We start from the raw sequence: 21773 nt of genomic DNA on the forward strand, positions 1-21773 counted from the left end.
CGGCTTCGCCAAACAGATAGGGGTATGGAGCCCGCTTCCCCCCTTCCGCCGGCCAAGCCGATCGTGGCCGCCGCCCTCGCCACGCTCCTGGTCGCCCTGATGGCTATCCTGGCCCCGTTGCCGGCGCGGGCCGACGCGCGCTTCGTGCCCGGGCCCTGCTGGTTCACGGTGCCCGACGGCGAGGCGGCGCTGTGCGGCACGGTGGCCGTGCCCGACCGGCGCGACCGGCCCGCGACCCGGGCCTTCCGGTTGCCGGTCGCGGTGCTGCTGTCCACCGCGAAGCAGCCCGCCCCCGACCCGGTCCTGTTCATCGAGGGCGGCCCCGGCGCCTCCCCCTTCGGCGCCGGCGAGGCGGTGGAGGAGCGGATGGAGGCTTGGTGGGAGCTGTCGGCCCCCTTCCGCCGCACGCGCAACCTGGTGCTGTTCGACCCACGCGGCGTCGGCCGGGCGGAGCCGGACACCGACTGCCCGGAGCTGGACGTTCTCGGCGCCTCCCCCCGCCCGCGCCCGGTGTCGCGGGAGCGGCGGGCCGCGCTGGAGCGCGCCGCGGTCGCCGCCTGCGCGGACCGGTTCAAGGCGGCGGGGCTGGACGGTGCCATGTTCACCACCCCTGTCGCCGCCGACGATGCCATGGACGTCGCCACCGCGCTCGGCGCGCAGCGGGTCAACCTGCTCGCCGTTTCCTACGGCACGCGCGTGGCGCTGGAGGCGATGCGCCGCTATGGGCCGCGGGTGCGCACCGCCGTGCTCGATTCGGTCTACCCGCCCGACGTCAACGCGGTGGAGGAGGCGCCCTGGCTGGGCAGCCGGGCCTTCCGGCGCCTGTTCGACGACTGCGCCGGCAACCGCGCCTGCCGCGCCGCCTACCCGGACCTGGAGGGCCGCTTCCAGACGATGGTGGAACGGCTGGAGAAGGCACCGGTGGACGTGCCGGTGGGTGACGCGGCGGTTCCGCTGGCGGTCCGGCTGGACAGCGCCGGCGCCATGGCCGCCCTGCTGGAGGCAATGGCCGAGGGCGACCCTGTTCCCCGCCTGCCGGCGCTGGTCGACCGTGCCGCGCGCGGCCGGTACGAGCGGCTGGCCAACTGGGTTCCGGCCCCCTGGCTGGGCGATCCCGACACGGCGGAAGGGGTGGCCTTCTCCATCGAATGCCGGGAGACAATCAACCCCGCCGACCCGGTGAAGCTGGCCGAGAACGCCCGGCGCTTCCCGCCCTTCGGCGCGGTCAGCACCGACGATCCCGGCCGGCGCGTCTGCGCCCAATGGCCCGCCGCGGTGCAGGAGGCGGCGGAACGGCTGCCGGTGGCGAGCCCCGTGCCGGTGTTGCTGCTGTCCGGCGCCTACGACCCGCTGACCCCGCCAGAGTGGGCGGAGCGTGCGGCGTCGACGCTGCCGAAGAGCCGTCATCTGGTCTTCCGCAGCGCCGGCCATCTGGTGACCGGGTCGGAGGACTGCGCCACCGCCACCGCCGCGCAGTTCGTGGAGCAGGAATCCCTGCCCCCCAACGCCTGCCCCAACGCCGCCAAGCCCCCGGGCTTCGACGCGCCCTAAATTTGTTTTTCACCACCAAGGCACCAAGACACCAAGGTGGTGCGTGCCGGCCGGACACGCCGACCGAAGTCGACGCAAAGTCCGGTTTGATCTTGGTGTCTTGGTGCCTTGGTGGTGAAGATCCGCGCTACGGCTGCGTTCGTTCGGGCTTGCGCAGGCCGCGTTCCTCGAACTCCTCGTCCACCTCCTGCTCGACCTTGCGCTCGATCTCGCTTTCCAGGCAGTCGGCGGTCTTGGCGGCGATCTTCTCGAAGCCGGTCTTCACCTTCTGAAGTTCCTTCTCGGACTGTTCCTCCAGGTTGATCAGGCCGTTGCGCGCGGCCTCGGTGGCGCGGATCAGCTCGTCGAGCTTCAGCTGCACCGCCTGGGTGTCCCGGTTCTGGGCGTTCTGGATCAGGAAGACCATCAGGAAGGTGACGATGGTCGTGCCGGTGTTGATGACCAGCTGCCAGGTGTCGGAGAAGTGGAACATCGGGCCGGTGATGGCCCAGACGATGACCGTGCCCAGGGCGAGGACGAAGGCGCCCGGCTTGCCGGTCTGGCGCTCCGTCCAACGGGCGAAACGATAGAAGAAGTCACTGAGCATTCGGCTGGCCTCCGGCCAAGCGTTCTTGTGTTTCCCACAAGCAAACGCTCGGCCGGAGGAAAAGTGCCGTCAGGAACCCTGGCTCAGCACCTCGGCCAGCGCCCGGTCATTCTGGTTGCCTCCGACGATCAACTGCATGGATCCGGTCGGGACCTCCACGCCCAATTCGTCGAAGCGCTTCTTCATGCGGCGATTGAACTCGCGCGACACGCCCCACTGCTTGGTCGGACGGGTCTTGAAGCGGGCGGTGATCAGCTGCGTGCTGTCGGGCTGGAACTTGTCCAGGCCCATCACCTCCAGCGGCGCCAGGATGTCGGGGGCGAACTGTGCGTCGGTCTGCACCCCCTTGCCGATGTCGGTTAGCAGCGCGATGACGCGGTCCGGATCCTCGCGGTAGGCGATGCGCACCTCGAACAGGGCGTAGGAGAAGTCCTTCGACATGTTCTTGACGGTGGAGACCGAGTTGAAGGGCACCGAATGCACGGCACCCGAGGAGTCGCGCAGGCGGATGGAGCGGATGGACAGCGCCTCCACCACGCCGGAATGGCCGCCGCCCACGTCCACCACGTCGCCGACGGAGATGCTGTCCTCGAACAGGATGAACAGGCCGGTGATGATGTCCTTGACCAGGGTCTGGGAGCCGAAACCGACCGCCAGACCGACCACGCCGGCACCGGCCAGCAGCGGCGCGATGTTCACCCCGAGTTCCGACAGGGTGATCAGCGAGACCATCGTCACCAGCACCACGAGGAACGCGTTCCTCAGTAAAGGCAGCAGCGTGCGGACGCGCGCGCTGCGCTCGATCCGCGCACCGTTGCGGTCGGTGGAGGCGAGGAAGCGCTCGATCATCGAGCTGACGATTTCCCACGCCGCGATGGAGCCGACCAGCAGCAGGCCGATGGTGACGGCGCTGCGCACGATCCGCTGGCCGAGCGCCGTCTGCGTCCAGGCCAGCGTGTCGATGCCCCAGCCGTAGAAGATGATCATCAGCGCGACGACCCAGATCACCGTCTTCACCACCCGGTGCGCGATGGGGATGTAGAGGTTGGCGCGCTCCTGCAGCTGCGGCAGCGCCTCGCGCGTTTCCGCCTTCATGCGCAGGCCGCGGCGCAGGCCGCGGTTGGTGACGTTGACCAGCAGCCGGGCCAGCGCCGCCACCAGGATGGTGATGCCCGTGGCGCGCGCCAGATACTCGAAGCCGCCGTAGACGTTCAGCACCCAGACGCCGAAGGTGACCACGACGTAGACGATGGCCAGCACGTGCCAGACGTCGGCGAAGCGGCGCCGGGCGGAGCGCAGCACGGCCCCCTGCCCTTCCGACTCGCGCGCGGCGGTGGACGCCGGGTCGCCGTCGCCGGACAGCGGGTTGCCGTGCATCCACTCGGCCACCGTGCGGCGGTTCTGCAGGATCAGCGCGATCGTCATGCCGGCGATGGCGAGGCCCAGCAGCTTCAGCAGCGCGCCGTAGGCTCCGAGCGGCAGGCCCAGCACATAGGCGCCCTCCGCCAGGAAATAGCCGAAGATGCCGACCGCGGCGAGGCGGCGGATCCACAGGTAGAGGCGCCGCGTGTTGGCGTCGCCCATCTGGACCAGCCGCAGGTTCGGCGCGTCCGGGGCGATGACGATGCGCACCGCCACCAGCACGACCTGGAGGATCACCGTGGCGTTGATCACGGCCAGCGCCACCAGCCGCACGCGCGGCCCCGGCTCGCTGACCGACAGGATACCGTAGCCGACCACGATGAAGGCGGCGATGGGCGCCAGCTCCATCAGCGCGCGGCCGAGCAGCAGGGGCAGGCGCACCAGCGTCGTGGTGCCGCGCCGCGCGGCGAGCGCGGCGCGCGGCCGGGACAGCAGCCAGCTGATGAAACGCTCGATCACGCCGCCGGCGACCAGGATCATGGACAGCTGTATGGCGATCTGCACCCAGCGGTCACGGGCGGACTGGTCGGTCATCTGCCGGTTCGCCCACTCCACCGCGCCCGGCAGGTCCTTGAACACGTTGCCGACCTGGACGAGCTGGCGGCTGAGCACGTCCATGCGCTGCGCCAGGAAGGACAGCGCCGTGGCGCCGATGGTCTCCGGCAGCGGGGTGGCCGGCGCCTCGGCGGCCTTCGCCTGGTCCAGCCCCTTCTGCGCGGCCATCAGCGCCTTCAGCTGCTCGACCAGCCGGGCGCGGGCCGCGGGGTCCTCCAGCGTGACGATCATGCCCTGGAGCTGCTCCGGTGTCGGCTCTCCCGCCGCGGCGGGTGCCGGCGTCCCAGAGGCAGCCGGGGCGGGAGCGGCGGGCGCCGGGGCGACGGCCTGCGCCAGGGCGGGGCCGGCGGCCAGCGTCGGAGCCGACGTCGCGACGGTCGTCGCGAAGCCGGTGACCAGCAGCAGGAGGACGGCGGCGAACCCGCCGATCCATCCGGTGCTTGTGCGAAGCATGCCTGTCCTATCCATCATGTCGAATCCGTCGCGGCCCCTATCGGCAGGCCATATCGGCGAACCATGTCGATTGAGGGGCGCGACGTTAGCCCGCCTCCGCCACCTTGCCAAGCCAGGGGGGCCCAAGGACGATTGAACCTTTTTGGGACCATCGCCCCGCTTTGGGACGGATTTACGGCAAAGCGTCCGGAATTTCACGGCTTCTCATCAGCCGGGCGGCGGCCTGCGCCTTGGGATCGTCCGACGCCTCCAGGCCGCGGACGACACCGGCCCGGTCCTCCGCCTTGCGGTTCTGGCTCATCTTCCGCTTGGCGTCGATCCGGGTGATCGGCAGCCGCACCCCGACGATGCCCCGCAGCTGCGCCCGGATGAAGTCGGGCGGGGCGTCGGCGACCGCCCAGGGCTGCGCGCGCGACGCCTCGTGGCGGTCGGTCAGGCGCGTGACGAGGGCGAGCAGGCGGTCGGCGTCCTCGAAGAACTCCACCGGCCCATAGGCGTGCACCGCTGCGTAGTTCCAGGTCGGCACGACCTTGCCGTCGCGGCCCTTGCTTTCGTACCAGGACGGGGTGACGTAGGCGTCCGGCCCCATGAAGACCGCCATGGCCTCCATCGTCGGCGGCTCCCGCCACTGCGGGTTCGCCTTCGCCACATGGCCGTAGAGCGTGCCCATCTCCCCCTCGCGCTCGTCGAGCAGCAGGGGCAGCGGCGTGCAGACCAGCCCGCCGGCCGTGGCAGTGACCAAGTTGGCCAGCCCGGCGGCGCGCATCGTCTCGTGGATGAAGGGCAGGTCGGTCTCAAGGAACGCGGGCGGAATGTACATGTGGACCTCCTGATCTGGGGTGGAGTGTCCCCGAAAACCGGCCCGAACGGAACCGCCGGACCCTGGATTCTTTTGATGGTCCGGCCCCGCCACGCTCGACAGCGGCGCCCCGGCATTGACCCGCTGTAGCCGGCCGCACAGTTCTTGCTACAGTCCGACGCTTTTCACGACACCGCAAGAGGCAGCCATGGCCCCCGGCGACGAACCCAACAACAACCCGACCAAGGATGGCGAGATCGAGAAGGACGGGAAGATCCGCGAGAAGCTCGTCGCCACCAAGGAGAAGTGGGCGCAGGAGGGGCGCGCGCTGACCGGCCACACCGCCGACCCGGCGCGCGAGCGGCTGCCGCCCGGCCAGCGGCTGGTCGAGGATTGGCCGGTGCTGGACCTCGGCGTCGTGCCGCGGGTGACGACGGAGAACTGGACGCTGGCCGTCGACGGGTTGGTGGAGAATCCGGTCACGTGGCGCTGGGCCGATTTCCAGGCGCAGCCGCAGGAGAGCTTCGTCTCCGACATCCACTGCGTCACCACCTGGTCACGCTACGACAACCGGTGGGAAGGCGTCGGCACGCGCCATCTGCTGTCCGTGGTGAAGCCGAAGCCGGAGGCGCGCTTCGTCGTCTGCCATTCCTCGGACGGCTACACGACCAACCTGTCGCTGGACGCCTTCGCGGACGCGGACGTCCTGCTGGCCACGACCTGGGAAGGCCAGCCGATCAGCCGCGACCACGGCGGGCCTGTCCGAGTCGTCGTGCCGAAGCTGTATTTCTGGAAAAGCGCCAAGTGGGTGAAGCGACTCGAGTTCGTCGCGGAGGACCGGCGCGGCTATTGGGAGGTCCGCGGCTACCACAACGAAGCCGATCCCTGGAAGGAAGAACGCTACTCGGAGTGAAGGCGACAACATTCCGGAGGAAGAACAAAGGCGCGTTCTTCTGGTCGAGCGTCATGAAACGGCGACACGCGACGGCTGGTAACACCAATTGAGACCGCGGTTGCGGCAAATTGATGCCGCAACCGCGCCAATTGCGCCAGATCATTCCCTTGCTCCGCACTGGTGACGTAGCCGTACGCGCGTCGGGCGACTCACATTCGGACGCAAGGGATAAGCAATGACAGTGGACTCGGTCACGATTGCCCTGGTGGGCAGCGGTGGCGCCGGCGCGATGACCGCCGGACAGATGCTGCTGGATGCCGCCGCCAACGTGGGATGGTACGGTTTGATGTCGCGGTCCACCGGCCCGCAGATCCGGGGTGGCGAAGCCGCCGCCCTGGTTCGCCTGTCGCCGACGCCGGTTCATGGTCCCGGGGACCGCTTCGACATCATCATCGCCTTTGACTGGCAGAATGTGGAACGCTTCGCCGCCGAGCTGCCGCTGTCGGACAAGAGCGTCATCATCACCGACCCCAGCCAGGGCGAGGTGCCGGCGGTGCTGGCCGCCAGCGGCGCCCGCCAAGTTGAGCTGCCCATCAAGGAACTGGCCGGCAAGATCCCCGGCGGCCGTGTCAACATGGTTGGCCTGGGCGCCGTCGCCGCGATCATCGGCCTGCCCCGCGCGGGCATCGACGCGGTGATCCAGAAGGCGCTGGGCAAGAAGGGCGACGCCGCCATCCAGGCCTCCAACGCCGGCATCGACGCCGGGTCGAAGGAAGTGGCGGGCTGGAACCTGGGCCTGGAGCTGGCCGCCCCGAACAAGGCCGAGGGCGCAGTGCGCTGGAACATCTCCGGCAACGAGGCCGCCGGCCTGGGCGCGCTGAAGGGCGGGGTGAAGTTCTGCGCCGCCTACCCGATCACGCCGGCGACCGAGATTCTGGAGTGGCTGGCCCCCAACCTCGCCAAGACCGGCGGCAAGCTGGTGCAGGCGGAGGATGAGCTGGCCTCCATCGCCATGTGCCTGGGCGCCTCCTTCAGCGGCGTGCCGTCGATCACCGCGACCGCGGGGCCCGGCCTGTCGCTGATGACCGAGTGCATCGGCCTGGGCGTGGCGTCCGAGACCCCGGTGGTGATCGTCGACGTGCAGCGCGGCGGCCCGTCCACCGGCATCCCAACCAAGTCCGAACAGTCCGACCTGAACATCGCCGTCTACGGCCTGCACGGCGACGCCCCGCACCTGGTGGTCGGCCCGACCTCCATCGGCGACTGCCTGTTCACCACCCAGTGGGCGGTGCATTTGGCCGAAGCCCTGCAGACCCCGGCCATCGTCCTGTCCGACCAGGCCATGGGCCAGTCGCGCGCCATCATCGACAAGCCGGCCGACGCCCCCTACGTTGCCAAGCGCCTGCTGGCGACGGATCTGGGCGGCGAGGACAAGTACAAGCGCTACGCCAACACCGAATCCGGCATCTCCCCGGCCGCCATCCCCGGCATGCCGGGCGGCGAGCACACCGCCGACGGCCTGGAGCATGCGGAGAACGCCCTGCCCTCCTCGCAGGCGTCCGATCACCAGAAGCAGCTGGACAAGCGCCTGCGCAAGCTGACCAGCTTCGACTTCGGCGACGCCTGGGCCGACATCGAGGGCGAGGGCGAGATCGCCGTCGTCACCTGGGGTTCGGCGACGGGTCCGTCGCGCGAGGCGGTGCGCCGTCTGGAGGCCGAGGGCAAGAAGGCCCGTCTGGTCGCCATCCGCCTGATCTCCCCGGTCCAGCCGTCCAAGCTGGCCGCGGCGCTGGAAGGCGTCACGAAGGTCCTGGTCGTCGAGCAGACGCACGGCGCCCAGTTCCACAAGTTCCTCCGCGGGCATTACGATCTGCCGGGCAAGGTGTCGGTGTTCAGCCGCCCCGGTCCGCTGCCGATCCGCGCGCGTGAGGTTCACGAGACGCTTCTTTCCCTGATCTGACCGGCCGGAGCACGAACGACATGGATACCCACCTGACCGAGGACGTCGTCGGCCCGATGCCGCACGACTACAAGTCCGACGTGAAGCCCATCTGGTGCCCCGGCTGCGGCGACTATTCCGTGCTGGCCGGCATCACCCGCGCCATGGCCAACATGGGGCTGAAGCGCGAAAACACCGTCGTGGTGTCGGGCATCGGCTGCTCGTCGCGCATTCCCGCCTACACCAGCGTCTACGGCTACCACACCGTGCACGGCCGCTCGCTGCCCGTGGCCGCGGGCGTGAAGCTGGCCCGTCCGGAGCTGGACGTGCTGATCTTCGGCGGCGACGGCGACGGCTTCTCCATCGGCGGCGGCCACTTCCTGCACGCCTGCCGGCGCAACGTGGACATGACCTACATCGTCATGGACAACCAGGTGTACGGCATGACCAAGGGCCAGGCCTCGCCGACCACCGAATCCGACTGGTGCGAATCGAAGCTGACGCCGGAAGGCCCGGGCGTGAACCCGATCCAGCCGGTGGCCCTGGCTCTGGCCTGCGGCGCCAACTTCGTCGCCCGCGGCTTCTCAGGCGACCCGAACGAGGTGGCGCGCCTGATCGTCGAGGGCGTGAAACATCCCGGCTTCTCCGTCATCCACGTCCTCTCCCCGTGCGTCACCTTCCGTCCGGAACAGCGCAACTGGAAGAGCACGGTCCACCCCTACGGCCGCGAGCCGACGGACGACCCGAACCAGGCGATGCGCGCCGTCCTGGAGGACGACGGCTTCGGGCTCGGCATCTTCCTGGCCGGCAACCGCCGTCCGTTTCAGCCGGCGTCCAAGGACAGCCACACCATCGCCCAGATCGAAGAGAGGTTCGCGGTATGAAGACGAAAGTCGAGAATGGCGCGTCCAACGTGGGCATGTTCCTGGCCCACGCCCTGGAGCTGGAGATCGAGGCGGCCGACCGTTACAACGAACTGGCCGACAGCATGGAGGCCCACAACAACGTGGAGGTCGCCAAGCTGTTCCGCGACCTCGCGGGCTACTCGGTGAAGCACGCGGAAGAAGTGAAGCAGCTCGCCCGCGAATACGGCTCGCTGCCCAAGGTCGCCCCCTGGGAGTTCCAGTGGGACGCCACCAAGGAGTCGCCGGAGGCCGCCGCCTTCGAGAACGCCCATTATCTGATGAAGCCGCACCACGCGCTGAAGATGGCGTTGCTGAGCGAGCATCAGGGCAACAACTACTACGCCTCGGTCGCCGCCGAGACGAAGGACCCGGAGGTCGCCCGCCTCGCCCGCGAGTTCGCGGACGAGGAAGCCGGCCACGTCGCCCTGGTCCGCAAGTGGCTGGAGCGCTACCCGGCGCCGAAGGAAGGCTGGGACGAGGATCCCGATCCGCCGAACATTTCGGATTGAGACCGTTCGGACGGGAATGGTAAGGACGGAGCGGCCCTGTGGCCGTCCCGTTTTCTTTTGGAACCCGGAATGACCGTCGGACCCGAACCCACCGTGCCATCCCCTTGCGTCAGCGTCTGCAAGCTGACCGCCGACCGCTCGCACTGCACCGGCTGCCTGCGCACACTCGCCGAGATCCGCGCGTGGAAGACGATGGCGGACGACGCGAAGCTCGCGTTGTTGGATGAGTTGGAGGGGCGGCGGGCGGCGGCGGGGGTGTAGCTTTTTCCCCCACCCTCCCGCTTCGCGGGTCCCTCCCTCCCCCGCTGGGCAGGAGAGGGCTTATTTGCGGCTTCGCGGAAGGGCGGCAGAGTTCCCTCCCCCGCCCAGCGGGGGAGGGTTAGGGTGGGGGAAAAAGCCTCACGCCCCCCGCACCACCGCAAGCCCCAACCCCTCCAGCGCGGCGCGCAGGTCCTGGAACTTGCGGACGTAGCGGCCCTTGTAGGTTTCGAAATCGGCGACGATCGCAGCTTCGGCGTTGTTGCTCTTGCCGAATTCAGCGACGCGGTGCGGGTTCTCCGCCCGGTAGAGGGCGAAGGCGCCCGCGGTGACGAGTTCTTCAGTGGCGGCGGCGTCGGCGATCATGGTTGGCGTCCTGGACGTGAGTGTGTGTCGAAGCGCGGCGGCGGCACACTCCATGTGTGCACCGCACCATAACAAACACCACAACAGGACGGATTAATCCAAAGGATCAGGCCGTCGCCCCGCGCAACATTGTCATGCGGTCGCGGTCGACCCGGATGCGGTCGAGATGCTGCGCCACCACAGCGGTGATCGGAAGAGGAAGCTCCTTCTCCAAGGCCGCGTCGTAGCGTGTGACGCATTCCGTCTCGCCGCGCTGCACCTCGTTCAGGATGGCCTCGCGGTCGTGGCCCAGGACATTGTTCTTCAGTTCCAGGAAAAAGCGGTGCGCGCCGCCGATGACGGTGCCGCCCATGTCCGGCGCCCCGCCCTGCTCGGCGACCAACCGTTGCAATTCCCGAACGATGGCGCCGCGCTGTGCGGCCAGATCGTTGAACAACGCTTTCAGATCGTCTTCCTGCACCGTCTCGGCGGCTTGGCGGTAGGCCTCGTGGCTGTCCTCGACGATGCGAATGAGATCGTTGAGCGTGTCGACGATCTCGTCCTTCCCCATCATGGCCGCTCTCCCTGGCGTGCTGCCTGTCGGAACGGTCAACCTCCAGCCGCGCCAAAGGTTCCTTGTACCTCTTCCGGTAACCCCCTCGGTAACGGCCCCTGGCAACGGCCCCTGGCAACGGCCCCTGGCAACGGATGGCCCGCCGGCCTGTTGAGCGGGGCAAGCCCGATGGAGGGCATTCCGAAAACGAAACGACGGAGAGACGACGTGGCCAACAGCAGCAAAGAGACCCTGATCGACTGGCTGCGCGACGCGCACGGCATGGAGAGCCAAGCCGTGGAAATGCTGGAACGGCAGGCCGAGCGCATCAAGAACTACCCGGAGGTTCTGGCCAAGGTGCAGGAGCACATCGAGGTGTCGAACCGGCAGGCCGACCGGCTGAAGCAGTGCCTGCAGAAGCTCGGCACCGACACCTCGGCCATCAAGACCGGCGTCGCCATGCTGATCGGGAACGCGCAGTCCCTGTCCGGCGTGATCACATCCGACGAGATCGTCAAGGCGTCGATCTTCGACTACTCGTTCGAGCATTTCGAAATCGCCAACTACCGCTCGCTCATTGCGGCGGCGGAACAAGCCGGTGAACCGGACATCGCCCGGACGCTGAAGCAGAGCCTGGACGAGGAGCTGGAGATGGCCGCTTGGCTGGAACAGCGCCTGCCGCAGCTGACCAAGACCTATCTGGAGCGCAAGGAAACTGCTGGCGTGGCCGAGGCCAAGCGCTGACGCCGAAAGAGGTCAGGGACTATGGTCCGGGGGAGACGCGCGTCTTCCCCGGGGCCGCTGCGGTCGTCAGGACGCGGCCAGCGCCGCGGTATGGCGGGTGGCGGACCGGTCGCGCCACAGGCTCCAGAGATGGCCGGACAGCACCATGGCGTCCGATGCAAGGCCGAAGGCCGAGCCGGCCAGCATGTTGTGGCCGGCGCCAACAACCGTGGAGGTCAGGAAGAACAGGCGCATCGTCCCGACCGTGCTCTGCCAGCGGCCGATGGTGCCCAGGATGAAGCCCGCGGCCGACAGGGCCGACATCGGCCCCTGCCACGTCGCGGCCGCCACCGCCAGCGCCGCCGGCACGGTCAGCGCGAAGGCGACGCCGAGCCAGCGCGGCCGCTCCTCCGGATAGGCGGTCGCCAGCTGCACGAGGCCGAGCACCGACATCAGCATGCCCGTGTGGGCGCCCAAGCGCAGGAAATGGACGACGAACAGCGCGGCGGCACCGGCCTGCGCCGCCAGAATCATGCGCCGGTCCTGCAGCAGCGTGGACAGCGTGCCCAGCGCCAGCCCGGCAAGCCCCGTCACCGCGACGAGCGACAGGTGCGGCATGTAGTGCAACAGGAAAACCATGATCGGACGCCTTCTTCCGCTTCTGCGGGGTACCGGAATGCTGCGGTGCAGCAAAAAAAATCTGTGAAGGCGGCGGACGTTAGGCGGGGATGGTTAAACGGATATGAATCGCCATGTGATGAAGAAAGGCTGATAGCGCTGCGCCAAATCCAGGTCGGCTCTGGGTCAAATCCACCTTGAAAAACAACGGCAAGATCGAGACCAAGCTGTGCCCTGACCGCGGGTATACCCCCATCGTTCAGGCCTTGGGTTGGACCTTTCACCTTTGCGACGTTTCCTCGGCGGCTCTCCGGCGTCATATTTCCGCGCCGCAACATTCGCTGCCGTTCGAAACAATGCCATGAGCCGACGATGACCCAGTTGACCCGCTTCGAGGCCCTGACCGCCGACCGGCCCACCTGCAGCCATTGCGGCCAGCCGATGCGGCCGGGCGAGCCCCACTGGGCGGGCGACGCGGAAAGCCGCCCCTGGCATTACGGCTGTGCGGAAAAGGCCGGGCTGACCATGTCCTGGTCGCGGGTCTATGGGCGCCGGGCGTGCTGAGGGCCGCAACCGACATCGTTCCGCGCTGTTGTCCCGGAGAGCATCCGTGACATCCGTGGAGGGGAAAAGATGAAGGGAAGCCCGCGCAGCGTCTGGCTGTCGATGACGAACCGGGCGGCCAGCCAAGCCTTCGGGTTCTGGAGCGGCGTGTTCACCGCGGCGGCCAAACGCAATCAAGCGGCCATGCTGAACGCGATGACCAAGCTGCCAAAGGCCAAGACGCGGTCGAAGACCACCCGCACGCCGAAGAAAAAAGGCCACTGAGCCGGCATCCGGGCAAAACAAAAGCCGCCTTGCGGCGGCTTCATGTATCCCGGAAGAAGAATGGCGCGCCCGAAGAGATTCGAACTCCTGACCCCCAGATTCGTAGTCTGGTGCTCTATCCAGCTGAGCTACGGGCGCATCCTGCTTCTTTTGTTCGACGTCGTCGGTGACCGTCCGGCGTCGAGGCGCGCAACTTACTCAAAAGAGTTTTCGGCCGCAAGCGCTTTTTTCACCCCCTCCGCCGGAACCGCTGAGCGGCCATTCGGGGAGGTCGGGAGGCCCCGGATTGCGTCTTCCGCCGGCCTTGCGTTATAAGCGGCGCCAAGTCTCTCTCGGAGTCCAAAGCCGTGCCCGAAGCTGTTCCCTTCAACAAGCACTTCCCCGTGTCATGGGAGGAGCTTCACCGCAACGCCAAGGCTTTGGCCTGGCGCCTCATCGACAAGGGCCCGTGGAAGGGCATCATCGCGGTGACGCGCGGCGGCTTGGTCCCCGCGGCCATCATCGCGCGCGAGTTGGAGCTGCGCCTGATCGACACCGTCTGCGTGTCGAGCTACGACCACCAGAACCAGCGCGAGGCGATGGTGCTGAAGGGCGTGGAAGGATCGGGGGCCGGCGACGGCGAGGGCTGGCTGATCATCGACGACCTGGTGGACACCGGCAAGACCGCGGTGATCGTGCGCAAGATGCTGCCCAAGGCGCATTTCGCCACCGTCTATGCCAAGCCGGCCGGCCGGCCGCTGGTCGACACCTTCATCACCGAAGTCAGCCAGGACACCTGGATCCACTTCCCCTGGGACATCGAGCTGCAATTCTCGCAGCCGATCGCGAAGCAGCACCGCGGTTCCTGACCCAAGTCTCCCCTGACCAAAGTCATAGACCTCAGGGCGTCATAGAACGCTTTGGTTGCACTGCCTACATCGATGGGGCCGCGCTCGCTTTACCGGGTGCGGCCCCATTTCTTTACCGCAATGTTAACTTTCAATACGCGATAAAGACGATGCAACCCTAATTGCGCGATCGCCACTCGCATGTTCGACGCGTCCGACGACGACACCACCCTCCGGAAGAAGATCAACGAGCTGGTCGCGCGCCTGCCCGCCCACCTCGTCTACAATTTGCTGAGCGAGATCGAGGGGATGGACGGCGAGTCGCCGGAACGGATCCAGCTCGTCCGGCTGTATGTGATCGAGCATCTGAACCGACAGCGCACGAACCGCGCCCGCCGCCTGTTCACCACGCTGTTCGAATCCTTCATGATCGATGACGACGTGCTCTACCACGCCGGTGTCGCCGTGCCGGGCATGGTGCAGCGGCTGGACGTCGGCGCCCTGTGGGAGCTGCTGAGCCGCGACGGTTTTCCCGTCCTGGCGGTCGAGGCCCAGGAAAAGCTGGACGACATGGCCCGCACCGAGGTGCTGGACCGGGCGCTGCGCTCGCCCGAGGCGCTGGCGCTGATGGAGCGCATGCGCGTGGCCGCGGTGAAGCACCTGGACATGGTGCTGTCCAGCCGCAAGACGACCGACGACGCGCTGGCCGCGCTGTCGCGCAACCGGGCGCGCCGCACCCGCCTGCTGTCGGCCTACCTGGACAAGGCGCCGCATTTCGAGACCGGCACTGTCCAGACCATGCGCGACATCCTGGCCCACGCCGAAGGGCCGGGCGCCCCGATCGCCCTGATCGACGAGAAGCTGAAGGCTTTCCCGGCGCCGAATCCCAACGCCTGGGAGCAGGAACGCGCCGCCGACCGGCTGATGAACGCGGTGGACGACCTGGCAGACCGCTTCCGCGACAACGCCACACTCGCCCAGTTGCTGCCGCTGTCGGTGGTCAACGTGAAGCGCAACTACGCCGCGGTGGGCCTCTACATCCGGCAGAGCGGAGTCGATCCCGGCCGCGGCAACGCGGTCAGCGACGGGCTGACCGCCCATTTCGTGGCGACCATCCGCTTCCTGACCGCGGCATTGACCACCGTGCTGAAGCTGAACGAGCGGGTCCCCGGATCCGCGATCCGGCCGAGCCTGAAGGAAAAGGCGCGCATCAACGCCCTGATGCAGCGGCTTGCCCAGGTGATCGAGGCAGTGACCGCGTCGGGCCTGATGGAGGACCGGCGCAGCGAGCCGACCTTCCGCAACGCCTGGGGCGCCGCCAGCAAGATTGTCGTCACCCGCGTCGCGGCCATCGCCATGGAGCGGTCCGCCCAAGCCGCCGTGGCCCGCCGCCACGCGGTGATCGACCACGAGGACGTGATCTGGCTGGACCGCCTGATCTGGGACTGGCAGGAGCGCACCCGCGACTTCGGCTATGAGACCTACGAGCTGTCGAAGTGGCGCGAGACCCTGCTGGAGGAGATGCGCGCCAACGTCGAGAAGGCGATGAAGTTCGAGGAGACGGACTCGTTGGACGAGCGCATGGAGCATCTGCTGCGCATCAACGGCATCAGCACCGTCTTCGACCAACGCGTCAGCCGCTGGATCCCGACCACCAGCCACAACATGACCCGCCTGCTCAGCCACCGGCTGGAACGCGCCAAGGACCTGACCGAGGAGATGAGCCCGGCGGAGCGCGAGATCATCGACGACCTGATCGCCACCGCAAAGACCGAGGTCGGCAAGTCCCGTTATTGGAAGAGCAACGAACTGGTCGACCTGATCGAGCTGTCGGAGAAAGCCCAGAAGCCGGCCGGTTGACGGTCCGGGCCGGTTGGCACTTGACGCAATCGGACTTGCGGGTGTGTCAAGTGACGGTGGGATTCACCACCAAGGCACCAAGACACCAAGATGGTCAGCGCCGGCATGCACGCCGACCACCGGCCGACGCCGAACCGACAGGACGACCCTTGGTGTCTTGGTGCCTTGGTGGTGACACACGCCTCCACAATGGCCGCCCCCCCAGTCACAGCACCCCCGACGACCGGTGCCGCGGGTCCAGCAGGTCGCGCAGCCCATCCCCCAGCAGGTTCAGCCCCAGAACCGTCACCGCGATCGCGCCGCCGGGGAAGATCGCCTGCAAGGGGGCGGTGAACAGGAAGGTCTGCGCGTCACCCAGCATCTTCCCCCAGGAGGGCGAGGGCGGCTGGATGCCGAGGCCGAGGTAGCTGAGCGCCGCCTCGTTCAGCACCGCCACGGCGAACAGCACGGTCGCCTGCACGATCACCACGCCGGCCACGTTCGGCAGCACATGCACCAGCGTCACCGACAGCGGCCCGCGGCCGAGCGCCAGTGCCGCGCGCACGAATTCCCGCCGCCACACCGCCAGGGCTGCGCCGCGGGTGACGCGCGCGAAGACGGCGGCGTTGAACAGGCCGAGCGCCAGCACGACGTTCGCCGCCCCCGCCCCCAGCACCGCGGTCAGCAGGATCGCCGTCAGCACGGCGGGAAAGGCGAAGGTCAGGTCGGCGAGCCGCGCCACCGTCTCGTCCCCCCAACGGCCCCAGACCGCGGCAGCAAGGCCCAGCGGCACGCCGAGCGCCGCCCCCAGCGCCACCGCCGCCGCCCCGACGGACAGGGAGTTGCGCGCGCCCACCAGGATCATCGACAGCGCGTCGCGCCCGAAATGGTCGGTGCCCAGCCAGTGCTCCGGCCCCGGCAGGCGCAGCCGGGCGACGACGCGGATCTGCTCCGCCGGGAAGGGCGTCCAGACCAGCGACAGAAGTGCTGCCCCGACCACCAGCGCGGTCAGCACGGCGCCCAGGACCAGGCTGGCGGGAAGACGGCGCGCCCTCACGAGGACACACTCATGCTGCCACCTGCGGGCGGGGATCGACGGCGGCGCAGGCGATGTCGACCAGCGCGTTGACCAGCACGACCATCACCGCGAGCAGCACGACCACCCCCTGCACCACGATCAGGTCGTGCTGGCCGATCGCCTGGTAGAGCAGCCGCCCGAGCCCCGGCAGGGTGAAGACGTTCTCCACCACCACGGCCCCAGCGATCAGAAAGGCGAATTGCAGGCCGAGGATGGTCGTCACGGGGATCAGCGCGTTCGGCAGCACGTGGCGCAGCAGCACCGTCCGTCGCCGCAGCCCCTTGGCGCGGGCCGTGCGCACATAGTCCTCGCGCAGCGTGTCGAGCGCGGCGGTGCGGGTGACGCGGGCGAGGATCGCGGCCTCCGGCAAGGCCAGCGCCACGGCGGGCAGAAGCAGCGCCTTCAGCGCCGGCCCGACGCCCGCATCCCAGCCGGGAAAGCCGCCGGCCGAAAACCAGCCCAGCTGCACGGAGAAGCCCAGGATCAGCAGGATGGCGAACCAGAAGCTGGGCACCGCGATGCCGAGCTGCCCGAAGGCCATGACCGCCCAGTCGCCCGCCCGCCCCTGCCGCGCCGCCGCCAGCAGGCCGAGCGGGATCGCCAGCCCGGCCGACAGCAGCATCGCCATCAGCGCCAGCGGCAGGGTGATCTCCAGCCGCTCCGCCACCAACCCGGCGACGGGCCGCGCGTAGGTCAGGCTGGTGCCGAGGTCGCCGGTCAGCATCCCGCCGACCCAGGCGGCGTAGCGCACGGGCACCGGCCGGTCGAGCCCCATCTGGTGGCGCAGCGCCGCCACCGCCTCCGGCTGGGCGCTGGTGCCGAGCATCAGCAGCGCCGGGTCGCCCGGCACCACCTCCAGCACGGCGAACACCACCAGCGTGGCGAGCCACGCGGTCAGCGCCAGCGTCAGCAGGCGGCGCGCGAGGAAGGCGAGCACGCGGGTCGAGTCCTGTTGCGGGTGGCGAAACGGGGAGCGGGCGTCACTTCCACCGCACGCCGGTCACGTCGTTGGCCTGGACCGGGCGGTTCAGCCACATGCCCTGGAGGCCGGCCTTCTGCACGGTGGCGGCCGGCAGCATGAAGAGGAACCCGTTGACCGCGTCGTCGGCCAGGACGCGCTGCTGCTCGCCGTAGAGGAAGTTGCGCTTGTCGGTGTCCTGGGTGCGGTCAAGCTCCGCCTGGAGTGCGTTGAAGCGGTCGCTCTTGTAGTTGAAGTAGTAGTCGGGGCGGGCGTAGACGTCGATGTCCAGCGGCTCCGTGTGGGCGATCAGGGTCAGGTCGTAGTCCTTGCCCTTGAACACCTTCTCCAGCCAGGGCGCCCATTCCATCGGCTCCACCTTCGCGCGGATGCCGACCTCGGCCAGCATGGCGGCGATCAGTTCGCCGGAGCGGCGGGCGTAGATCGGCGGCGGCAGCTTCAGCGTCGTGTCGAAGCCGTTCGGGTAGCCGGCCTGGGCGAGCAGCGCCTTCGCCTTCGTCGGGTCGTAGGGGTAGAGGCCGGTCAGGTCCACATAGCCGGCGCGGTGCGGCGGGAAGTGGCTGCCGATGGCCGACCCGTTGCCGAACAGCACGCCCTCGATCAGCGTCTTGCGGTCGATGGCGTGGGACATGGCCCGGCGCACGCGGACGTCGTCGAAGGGCTTGCGGGCGTTGTTGGTGGACAGGATCGTCTCCCCCTCCGTCGTGCCGACCATGACCGAGAAGGCCGGGTCGTTGCGGAACTGGGGCAGCGCCTCGTAGGTGTCGAACTGCGGGAAGCTGTCGATGTCGCCGGCCTTCAGCGCCGCGACCTGGGCCGCCGGGTCGCTGATGAAGCGGAAGGTCACACGCTCCAGCGCCGGCTTCGGCCCGTCATAGTCGGGGTTGCGGGCCAGCACGACGCGGTCGCCGGCCACCCAGCGCTCGAACTTGAAGGGACCGGTGCCGACCGGCGTCTGCTTGTTGCCGGCGGCCGAGTCCGGCCCGACGATGGCGGCGTCGCCGGTCGCCATGTGGAACAGGAACAGCCCATCCGGCCGCGACAGCGTCACCACCGCGGTGTGCGGGTCCGGCGTGTCCACCGCGGCGATGGCCGCGAAATAGCCCTTCTGCGCGTTCACCGAATCGGCCCCGCGCGCGCGGTCGAGCGAGAACTTCACCGCCGCCGAATCGGCCGCCCGCCCGTCGTGGAATTTGGCGTGGGGCCGCAGCAGGAAGGTGTAGGTCAGCCCGTCGGCCGAGACGGTCCAGCGCTCCGCCAAGCCGGGTGCGAGGTTGCCGTCGGGGTCGACGCGCAGCAGCGGCTCGAACAGGTTGGCGTAGGTGACCTCCTTGATGGCCGCCGCCGCCCCGGCCGTGGGGTCGAGGTGCGGCGGCTCCAGCCGCATGCCCACCACGAGATCCGTGCGCGCCTGCGCCCACGCAGGGGTGGGTGCCGCCCCGAACGTGACCGCCCCGAACGCCAGGGCGGCGGCAAGCGCAAGGCGCGCGGTGCGGTTCGGCATGACGGCATCTCCCCCGATTGTTATCTCGGCGCGGGATGATGCGGTGGAGCCCGCCCGAGCGCAAGGCCGCACGCAGGCCGGCGGCCGGCTTTGCCGCCGGATGGAAGGCCTGCGCCTCCTTACGCCTCTTCTAGGAACGACTCGTACTGCCGGCTGATGGCGCCGACCGCAGCCTCGACGAGGCGCTGGCCGTGCTCCGGCTGGGCGAGGCCGGGGGCGGAACCGATTCGGCCGTCCGGGTGGCGGCGGCGGAAGTCGCGCGCGTCGTAGAAGCCGCCGGCCGCGGCGGTCTCCGGCTCCATCGTCGCGGTCTTGATGGATTCGGGGAAGGCGTATTGGGTCACCGACACCTCGCTGGGCGTGGCGTGGGAGCCCTCCTTGCCGCCGAACAACTCCTTCGACAGGCGAGAGACCTCGGCGTTCTCCCACCAGTTGACCAGCGTGCAGCGCAGGTCCGGCGCGTCCTTGCCGCGCAGCGCCCGGTTCTCCGCGTAGATCTCGTAAAAGGCGGCGCGCACCGAGGCGATGTTGCCGCCATGACCGTTGACGAAGAAGAAGCGCTGGAACCCATGCTCCGACAGCGACAGGACATAGTCGCGCAGCAGGGCGATCAGCGTGGAGGGCTTCAGCGTCATGGAGCCGGCGAACTCCATGTGGTGCACGGCCATGCCGACGGGGATGGTCGGCCCGACCATGGCGCCGGTCGCGTCGCCGACGCCACGCGCGATGACTTCGGCGCACAGCGCGTCGGTGCCGATCAACCCGTTCGGCCCATGCTGCTCGGTGGAGCCGATGGGCAGGACGATGCCCTTGGACGTCTTGAGGTATTCCTCGGCCTCGGCCCAGGTGCTGAGAAGGAGTTGCACGGTCCCTGACCCTTCTTGTGGCGTTGTCTCCGGACAGGAATTTAGGACGGATCGGCCAGCTTCCCAAAAGCCGACTGCGGAGCCCTGCCATGCCACACCCGTCTCGCTGGCAAAACCAACGCGCCTCTCATACACTCGCGTGCAGTGCTGCGGGGGTGATGGTTGGGATGGTTGCGAGGATCAACACGGTTGCGTTCCAGGGGATCGACGTCCTGGACATCGACGTGCAGGTGCAGATGTCCGGCGGCATCGTGGCCTTCACCGTGGTCGGGCTGCCCGACAAGGCGGTGGGGGAAAGCCGGGAACGGGTGCGGGCGGCGTTGCACGCGCTGGGGCTCGCCCTTCCGGCCAAGCGCATCACCGTCAACCTCGCCCCGGCCGACGTGCTGAAGGAGGGCAGCCACTTCGACCTGCCCATCGCGCTCGCCCTGCTGACCGTCATGGGCGTGCTGCCCGACGAGGAGATGAGCCGCTATTGCGCGCTGGGCGAACTGGCGCTGGACGGGGCGTTGAGCCCGGTGGCCGGCGTGCTGCCCGCCGCCATCAACGCGCTGGCCCAGGACCGCGGGCTGATCGTCCCGGAACCCTGCGGCGGTGAGGCCGCCTGGGCGGGGGAGGCGCTGGACGTGCTGGCGCCGGCCAACCTGCTGGTCCTGATCAACCACTTCAAGGGCACCCAGGTTCTGACCCGGCCCCGGCCGCGGCTTCAGGAGGCCGTGGAGGCGCCGCTGGATCTGCGCGACGTGAAGGGGAACGAGACGGCCAAGCGCGCGCTGGAGGTCGCCGCCGCGGGATCCCATAATTTGCTGATGATCGGGCCGCCCGGATCGGGCAAGTCGATGCTGGCCGCCCGCCTGCCCGGCCTGCTGCCACCGCTCGACCCGGCGGAGGCGCTGGAAGTCTCCATGATCCACAGCGTCGCCGGCCTGCTGGACGACGGGAAGTTGCTGCGGCAGAGGCCCTATCGTTCACCGCACCAGTCGGCGAGCCTGCCGGCGTTGGTCGGTGGCGGCACGCGTGCCAAGCCGGGGGAGATCTCGCTGGCACACAAGGGCGTGCTGTTCCTCGACGAGTTGCCCGAGTTTCCGCGTGCGACTCTGGAGGCCTTGCGGCAGCCGCTGGAGACGGGAAAGTCGGTGGTCAGCCGGGCGAACCATCATGTAACCTACCCGGCACGGGTGCAACTGGTGGCGGCGATGAACCCCTGTCGCTGCGGGCATTTGGACGATCCGTCTCTGGCCTGCGCGCGGGCGCCGAAATGCGCGGCGGATTACCAATCCAAGATTTCAGGGCCGCTGTTCGACCGCATTGACCTGCATATTGATGTCCCCGCCGTCAGCCCGGCCGATCTCAGCCTGCCGCCGCCGGCGGAGGGCAGCGCCGACGTCGCGGCCCGGGTGGCTGTGGCCCGCGCGGTCCAGGCGGAGCGTTACGCGGCGCTGGGCCCCTACCCGGAAGGGCGCGCGGTGCGCACCAACGCCGAGGCCGACGGGGAACTGCTGGAGACGGTCGCCGGCCCCGACCAATCCGGCCGCGCCTTGCTGACCGAGGCGGCGGAGCGGCTGAAGCTGTCGGCCCGCGGCTATCACCGGGTGATGCGTGTCGCCCGCACGCTGGCCGACCTGGAGGGCAGCACGGGCGTGCGCCGCCTGCACGTCGCCGAAGCGCTGAGCTACCGCCGCATCGCGCCGGGGCGGTGATTCACCACAGAGACACAGAGACACGGAGGGCGTGGTTTCTC

The 21773-nt window shown here is 68.8% G+C and carries 22 protein-coding genes and 1 tRNA gene; 12 read left to right on the plus strand and 11 right to left on the minus strand.

What is annotated here, in order from left to right; genetic code table 11:
• Window positions 1-24: 24 nt before the first annotated feature.
• Window positions 25-1551, plus strand: a complete 1527-nt coding sequence (locus tag M2351_RS14690; RefSeq protein WP_264656779.1) for an alpha/beta hydrolase — start codon at window positions 25-27, stop codon at window positions 1549-1551.
• Window positions 1552-1678: 127 nt separating this feature from the next.
• On the opposite strand, the gene M2351_RS14695 is transcribed toward M2351_RS14690, so the two are convergent.
• The 3 genes from M2351_RS14695 to M2351_RS14705 all read right to left on the minus strand — a co-directional run bounded on the left by M2351_RS14695 (window position 1679) and on the right by M2351_RS14705 (window position 5387).
• Window positions 1679-2137, minus strand: coding sequence for a low affinity iron permease family protein (locus M2351_RS14695; RefSeq protein ID WP_264656780.1), 459 nt, complete (start codon window positions 2135-2137; stop codon window positions 1679-1681).
• 69 nt (window positions 2138-2206) lie between these two features.
• Window positions 2207-4567, minus strand: coding sequence for a mechanosensitive ion channel domain-containing protein (locus tag M2351_RS14700; protein WP_264656781.1), 2361 nt, complete (start codon window positions 4565-4567; stop codon window positions 2207-2209).
• A gap of 172 nt (window positions 4568-4739) precedes the next feature.
• Window positions 4740-5387: an FMN-binding negative transcriptional regulator gene (locus M2351_RS14705; RefSeq protein WP_264656782.1), complete on the minus strand. Its 648-nt coding sequence runs from the start codon at window positions 5385-5387 to the stop codon at window positions 4740-4742.
• Between the two features lie 187 nt (window positions 5388-5574).
• Here M2351_RS14705 and M2351_RS14710 point away from each other — a divergent pair, with 187 nt between their 5' ends.
• From M2351_RS14710 to M2351_RS14730, 5 genes are all read left to right on the plus strand, one after another.
• Window positions 5575-6279 carry a sulfite oxidase-like oxidoreductase gene (locus tag M2351_RS14710; protein WP_264656783.1) on the plus strand — a complete coding sequence of 235 codons (705 nt, stop codon included), beginning with the start codon at window positions 5575-5577 and terminating at the stop codon, window positions 6277-6279.
• Window positions 6280-6496: 217 nt separating this feature from the next.
• Window positions 6497-8221: a 2-oxoacid:acceptor oxidoreductase subunit alpha gene (locus M2351_RS14715; protein ID WP_264656784.1), complete on the plus strand. Its 1725-nt coding sequence runs from the start codon at window positions 6497-6499 to the stop codon at window positions 8219-8221.
• A gap of 20 nt (window positions 8222-8241) precedes the next feature.
• On the plus strand, window positions 8242-9084 hold the full coding sequence (locus M2351_RS14720; RefSeq protein ID WP_264656785.1) for a 2-oxoacid:ferredoxin oxidoreductase subunit beta: 843 nt from the start codon (window positions 8242-8244) through the stop codon (window positions 9082-9084).
• Window positions 9081-9614: a ferritin-like domain-containing protein gene (locus tag M2351_RS14725; protein ID WP_264656786.1), complete on the plus strand. Its 534-nt coding sequence runs from the start codon at window positions 9081-9083 to the stop codon at window positions 9612-9614. The genes M2351_RS14720 and M2351_RS14725 overlap by 4 nt, the downstream gene beginning before the upstream one ends.
• A 69-nt stretch (window positions 9615-9683) precedes the next feature.
• Window positions 9684-9875 (plus strand): DUF1289 domain-containing protein, encoded by a 192-nt coding sequence (locus tag M2351_RS14730; protein ID WP_264656787.1) that lies wholly within the window; start codon window positions 9684-9686, stop codon window positions 9873-9875.
• Between the two features lie 138 nt (window positions 9876-10013).
• On the opposite strand, the gene M2351_RS14735 is transcribed toward M2351_RS14730, so the two are convergent.
• Both M2351_RS14735 and M2351_RS14740 read right to left on the minus strand, forming a co-directional pair.
• Window positions 10014-10238, minus strand: a complete 225-nt coding sequence (locus tag M2351_RS14735) for a hypothetical protein (RefSeq protein WP_264656788.1) — start codon at window positions 10236-10238, stop codon at window positions 10014-10016.
• 106 nt (window positions 10239-10344) lie between these two features.
• Window positions 10345-10791, minus strand: coding sequence for a ferritin-like domain-containing protein (locus tag M2351_RS14740; RefSeq protein ID WP_246500758.1), 447 nt, complete (start codon window positions 10789-10791; stop codon window positions 10345-10347).
• 207 nt (window positions 10792-10998) lie between these two features.
• Here M2351_RS14740 and M2351_RS14745 point away from each other — a divergent pair, with 207 nt between their 5' ends.
• Window positions 10999-11514: a ferritin-like domain-containing protein gene (locus M2351_RS14745; protein ID WP_264656789.1), complete on the plus strand. Its 516-nt coding sequence runs from the start codon at window positions 10999-11001 to the stop codon at window positions 11512-11514.
• 66 nt (window positions 11515-11580) lie between these two features.
• On the opposite strand, the gene M2351_RS14750 is transcribed toward M2351_RS14745, so the two are convergent.
• Window positions 11581-12132 carry a YgjV family protein gene (locus tag M2351_RS14750; RefSeq protein WP_264656790.1) on the minus strand — a complete coding sequence of 184 codons (552 nt, stop codon included), beginning with the start codon at window positions 12130-12132 and terminating at the stop codon, window positions 11581-11583.
• Window positions 12133-12483: 351 nt separating this feature from the next.
• On the opposite strand from M2351_RS14750, the gene M2351_RS14755 reads away from it, so the two are divergent.
• Together M2351_RS14755 and M2351_RS14760 are read left to right on the plus strand one after the other, a co-directional pair.
• Entirely contained in the window at window positions 12484-12675 is a 192-nt protein-coding gene (locus tag M2351_RS14755; protein ID WP_264656791.1) for a hypothetical protein, read from the plus strand.
• Between the two features lie 69 nt (window positions 12676-12744).
• On the plus strand, window positions 12745-12939 hold the full coding sequence (locus M2351_RS14760) for a hypothetical protein (RefSeq protein ID WP_264656792.1): 195 nt from the start codon (window positions 12745-12747) through the stop codon (window positions 12937-12939).
• A 61-nt stretch (window positions 12940-13000) separates the two neighbouring features.
• Here the strand turns inward: M2351_RS14760 and M2351_RS14765 are convergent.
• Window positions 13001-13077, minus strand: a tRNA-Arg gene (locus M2351_RS14765).
• Between the two features lie 209 nt (window positions 13078-13286).
• Here M2351_RS14765 and gpt point away from each other — a divergent pair.
• Both gpt and M2351_RS14775 read left to right on the plus strand, forming a co-directional pair.
• Window positions 13287-13787, plus strand: coding sequence for a xanthine phosphoribosyltransferase (gpt, locus tag M2351_RS14770; RefSeq protein ID WP_264656793.1), 501 nt, complete (start codon window positions 13287-13289; stop codon window positions 13785-13787).
• Between the two features lie 180 nt (window positions 13788-13967).
• A complete protein-coding gene (locus M2351_RS14775; RefSeq protein WP_264656794.1) occupies window positions 13968-15626 on the plus strand; it encodes a hypothetical protein in 1659 nt (552 codons plus the stop codon).
• A gap of 205 nt (window positions 15627-15831) precedes the next feature.
• On the opposite strand, the gene M2351_RS14780 is transcribed toward M2351_RS14775, so the two are convergent.
• From M2351_RS14780 to M2351_RS14795, 4 genes are all read right to left on the minus strand, one after another.
• A complete protein-coding gene (locus M2351_RS14780) occupies window positions 15832-16662 on the minus strand; it encodes an ABC transporter permease (RefSeq protein WP_264656795.1) in 831 nt (276 codons plus the stop codon).
• Between the two features lie 10 nt (window positions 16663-16672).
• Window positions 16673-17620 carry an ABC transporter permease gene (locus tag M2351_RS14785; protein ID WP_264656796.1) on the minus strand — a complete coding sequence of 316 codons (948 nt, stop codon included), beginning with the start codon at window positions 17618-17620 and terminating at the stop codon, window positions 16673-16675.
• Between the two features lie 43 nt (window positions 17621-17663).
• On the minus strand, window positions 17664-19166 hold the full coding sequence (locus M2351_RS14790; protein ID WP_264656797.1) for an ABC transporter substrate-binding protein: 1503 nt from the start codon (window positions 19164-19166) through the stop codon (window positions 17664-17666).
• Between the two features lie 119 nt (window positions 19167-19285).
• Window positions 19286-20032, minus strand: coding sequence for a creatininase family protein (locus M2351_RS14795; protein WP_264656798.1), 747 nt, complete (start codon window positions 20030-20032; stop codon window positions 19286-19288).
• A gap of 167 nt (window positions 20033-20199) precedes the next feature.
• On the opposite strand from M2351_RS14795, the gene M2351_RS14800 reads away from it, so the two are divergent.
• Window positions 20200-21732 (plus strand): YifB family Mg chelatase-like AAA ATPase, encoded by a 1533-nt coding sequence (locus M2351_RS14800; protein WP_264656799.1) that lies wholly within the window; start codon window positions 20200-20202, stop codon window positions 21730-21732.
• Window positions 21733-21773: the final 41 nt, after the last annotated feature.

This window comes from Azospirillum canadense, from assembly GCF_025961225.1.
GTDB classification, from domain to species: Bacteria; Pseudomonadota; Alphaproteobacteria; order Azospirillales; family Azospirillaceae; genus Azospirillum; species Azospirillum canadense.